The 2,921-nt window shown below is 45.8% G+C and carries 5 protein-coding genes; 4 read left to right on the top strand and 1 reads right to left on the bottom strand.

From position 1 onward, the window contains the following. Nucleotides 1–169 precede the first annotated feature (169 nt). The 4 genes from FD01_RS01410 (at nt 170) to FD01_RS01425 (ending at nt 2,387) form a co-directional block, all read left to right on the top strand. A complete protein-coding gene (locus FD01_RS01410) occupies nt 170–493 on the top strand; it encodes a type II toxin-antitoxin system RelE/ParE family toxin (RefSeq protein ID WP_054719848.1) in 324 nt (107 codons plus the stop codon). Nucleotides 494–506: 13 nt separating this feature from the next. Beyond that, nucleotides 507–842, top strand: a complete 336-nt coding sequence (locus tag FD01_RS01415; protein ID WP_152164666.1) for a helix-turn-helix transcriptional regulator — start codon at nt 507–509, stop codon at nt 840–842. Nucleotides 843–908: 66 nt separating this feature from the next. Next, nucleotides 909–1,592, top strand: a complete 684-nt coding sequence (locus tag FD01_RS01420; RefSeq protein ID WP_056962354.1) for a hypothetical protein — start codon at nt 909–911, stop codon at nt 1,590–1,592. Nucleotides 1,593–1,997: 405 nt separating this feature from the next. Continuing rightward, nucleotides 1,998–2,387: a hypothetical protein gene (locus FD01_RS01425; RefSeq protein ID WP_056962355.1), complete on the top strand. Its 390-nt coding sequence runs from the start codon at nt 1,998–2,000 to the stop codon at nt 2,385–2,387. A gap of 164 nt (nt 2,388–2,551) precedes the next feature. Here the strand turns inward: FD01_RS01425 and FD01_RS16800 are convergent, their stop codons facing one another. Further along, complete coding sequence (locus FD01_RS16800) at nt 2,552–2,686, bottom strand: hypothetical protein (protein WP_263862593.1); 135 nt, start codon at nt 2,684–2,686, stop codon at nt 2,552–2,554. Nucleotides 2,687–2,921 lie beyond the last annotated feature (235 nt).

Consider the following 2,921-nt stretch of genomic DNA (forward strand, 5'->3'; position numbering starts at 1 on the left):
TAAACGCGGTTCTGAATGTCTCTTAAAATCTGTCTCAAATATTGACTTCAATCCATGCTAGGGCCATTCCGTGTTATGTGACACAATATCCATTGTGTCACATAACCAAAATTCGTTGGATGTTGTTTTTTGTTTACCAAAGTGGTAATATTACCTATGAGGTAATGAAATGGAATATTTCGGTGACACTACTAAGTTAACAAAGATTCTTAGTAATCCCAGATTGCGGACCAAGACTTTCGGACGTGATCGAGCTAACCGCATTGGCCAAAGACTTTCTGATTTTGAGGAGGCTTCAACGCTAGATGATATTTCTCGTCTTCCTCCTGCCCGCTTACATCCGTTACATGGTGATCGCGAGAATCAATTCGCGGTTGACGTATGTCCTAATTGGCGGATGATTTTTGAAGGTTATAATCGATATGACGAACTGACCACAAAAACATCAAAAGCAGTAACAATCGTAATCCTAGAAATTGAAGACTACCACTAAGGAGGTTTGCCCCATGTTGAATCGAAATAACAAAATTGTACCAACTGATCTTGCAGAATTTTCGGCAGCTGATACGATTGAAGAAACGCTTAGCTTCTACCACATTACTCAAGCTGAGTTTGCACGGCGTATCGGAATCTCCGAGAAGCATCTATCTCAAGTCCTTCATCGTAAAGCATTCATTTCGCCAACCGTAGCACTTTCGATTGAAGAAGTTACAGGGATCCCAGCTTATATGTTGCTTGCTAAAGACACACGATACCGGTTGGCTCATACAAATAAGCCAACTCCAAGCGATAAGACCAATGATCCCGACTTTCTGAAGCAATACGATTGGGCGATGGCTTAATCGTAAATGAGGAGTGCCAGATGATCTGAGCGCTCCTTGATCTAAGGATCACGGATAGGAGGAGCAATGGCTGAAAAAATCAGAATTTCAAAACGCACCGTAAGAAAACCTTCTACACCAAATCGCCAACATTCTGCAACTAAGGCGATTCCATCAGATCCCGCTAAAATGACCAAGGCCCAACGGCGATCCGAAAAGCATCGGATCTTAGAGGAACGCAACCAGCAGATTTTAGAGCTGGGCTCAAGACTCGCACCACTCCACCCTACAGGACTTCCCAAAAAGCCAGCAAGGGTCAAGCTACAGATGGCAGTTCCAATTGCGATTGGCTTCTTTCCGAGCGAATCAGGATCAATCAACCCTCAAATGTATAAATGGCTGATCCCTGATACCGTTGCTTATCATGATGCCAGATTTGGTCAGCTGATGACTGTTCCTACGCCATCAGGCCCGCAACAAGTCATCTACGCATTTACCGTCAAGGGTAACCAGGTAAAAGCGCCTAGCGGCAGAGTTGAGCCTTCCGCATCAATCATTGGATTCACGGAGGCCAAGGCCACCCCTGATCAAGTCGCAGCGTTAAAGATTCGTGTCGATGAGATCCGCGTAAAGCGAGAACAAAAGCTAGGAAGAAATCGCGAACATTACTTGGCGCATAAACGTAACAAAGAGAAACGTGCTGGAATTCGTAAACAAATCCGACGTATCCAGAATATGCCTATTTGGCCAAATAGTCCCAAACCACGCTAGTATAAAGTCGAACGACTAGCAGGAGTGCTGCGATCGCTCGGTTTTTTGATCCACTCAAGACCGCTTCCTGCTGCACAGACCCCGCAGTAGGAAGCTCATCAGTATGTGACGGCGCGGCCCAAGGGCCCTTTCGCGCTCGTCACGGTCATTGTGTAACTTTCCGCTCAGCTATCAACCTTGCTTATCAAGTTCAAGGGCTAATCAACGTCTTTCGCACTCCGCCTAACGCCGCTTGTGCGGCTACACCAACCGTCCGTCCCATACAAGGGGCGGTATTTTTTTGCAAAAACCGCAAACAAACACCTACGGCACTCCCTTGTATGTGCCAGCCGGTCGGTGTTACGGCTACGACGTCGAAAGACGTAGATCAGCTCTTGAGAGCGTCAAAATTGAGGAGGAAATACCATGAAAACTACTTACGATGAAATCATCAAGCAATCGTGTGACAAACTCGCCCAGACCATGAGTGACATGACTTATTGCTACGAAGAAACCAATGTCCCCAAAAAACATTACAAGAAGCTCCTATCCAAGTCGATTGAAGAAGTCTATGCTGATTCTGTTAGCCTCGAAATGACCAATAATTACTACAAGATGCTGTCGTCCCTAAATAAAGGCAACCGTAAATGGTTTGTCGAGGCCATGCTTTATGTCGAGCTTGGTACCGCACCAGACAAAGCTGGTGCAGAAGTTAATGGCAAGGTTAGTCGCATGGCTGATGCGATTATGGCCCAAAAGGCATCAATGATTGACCCTAAAATCCTCGACGCCATGGCACCAACGCCAACACGCTAGTCCTACTTGGTTATAAAATAAAAACATGATATACTATAGACACAAAGAGCGTTGCCTCTGTGAAAGACAACGCCCCGTCGCAGAACCGTTTTAAGAACGGTGGTCTTTCTACCAAGCAATTAAGCCGCTAGACTAGACAAAGTTGAAAGCGGCTTTTTGCTTGCTCATTTTTTCCGGATTTCCCCGAACACCACCATCAGCTTGCGCACTGCTTGAAGCAGGCGGGTCAACGCCTTAACCAAACGTGTTGCCACATTGACCAAGACTACCAGCGCACCGATGATGGCTGTGATTGACACTAATGCACCAACCACAAGCCTTGCTGTACTCCTTTCTACCAGAATCTGGCGCCAAGGGTTTTACACCATAGGCCTCACCCTCTCTCGAAGTTCGTACCACCGCTCATTAAACTTTTCTGCTGATTACACTATATCATATGAGGCGCCGAATCTTTATTGCAAGGGATTGGTTATAAAAATAAACCCGCGTTTTACAATCAAGTTAGCCACTATCGTTAGCACTCAGACAAAATAA

The organism is Lacticaseibacillus manihotivorans DSM 13343 = JCM 12514 (assembly GCF_001435035.1).
GTDB classification, from domain to species: domain Bacteria; phylum Bacillota; class Bacilli; order Lactobacillales; family Lactobacillaceae; genus Lacticaseibacillus; species Lacticaseibacillus manihotivorans.

What these genes read in the sequence shown, in the direction of transcription:
- FD01_RS01410 (WP_054719848.1), top strand. Translation starts at nt 170, where the DNA reads ATGGAATATTTCGGTGACACTACTAAGTTAACAAAGATTCTTAGTAAT.
- FD01_RS01415 (WP_152164666.1), top strand. Translation starts at nt 507, where the DNA reads ATGTTGAATCGAAATAACAAAATTGTACCAACTGATCTTGCAGAATTT.
- FD01_RS01420 (WP_056962354.1), top strand. Translation starts at nt 909, where the DNA reads ATGGCTGAAAAAATCAGAATTTCAAAACGCACCGTAAGAAAACCTTCT.
- FD01_RS01425 (WP_056962355.1), top strand. Translation starts at nt 1,998, where the DNA reads ATGAAAACTACTTACGATGAAATCATCAAGCAATCGTGTGACAAACTC.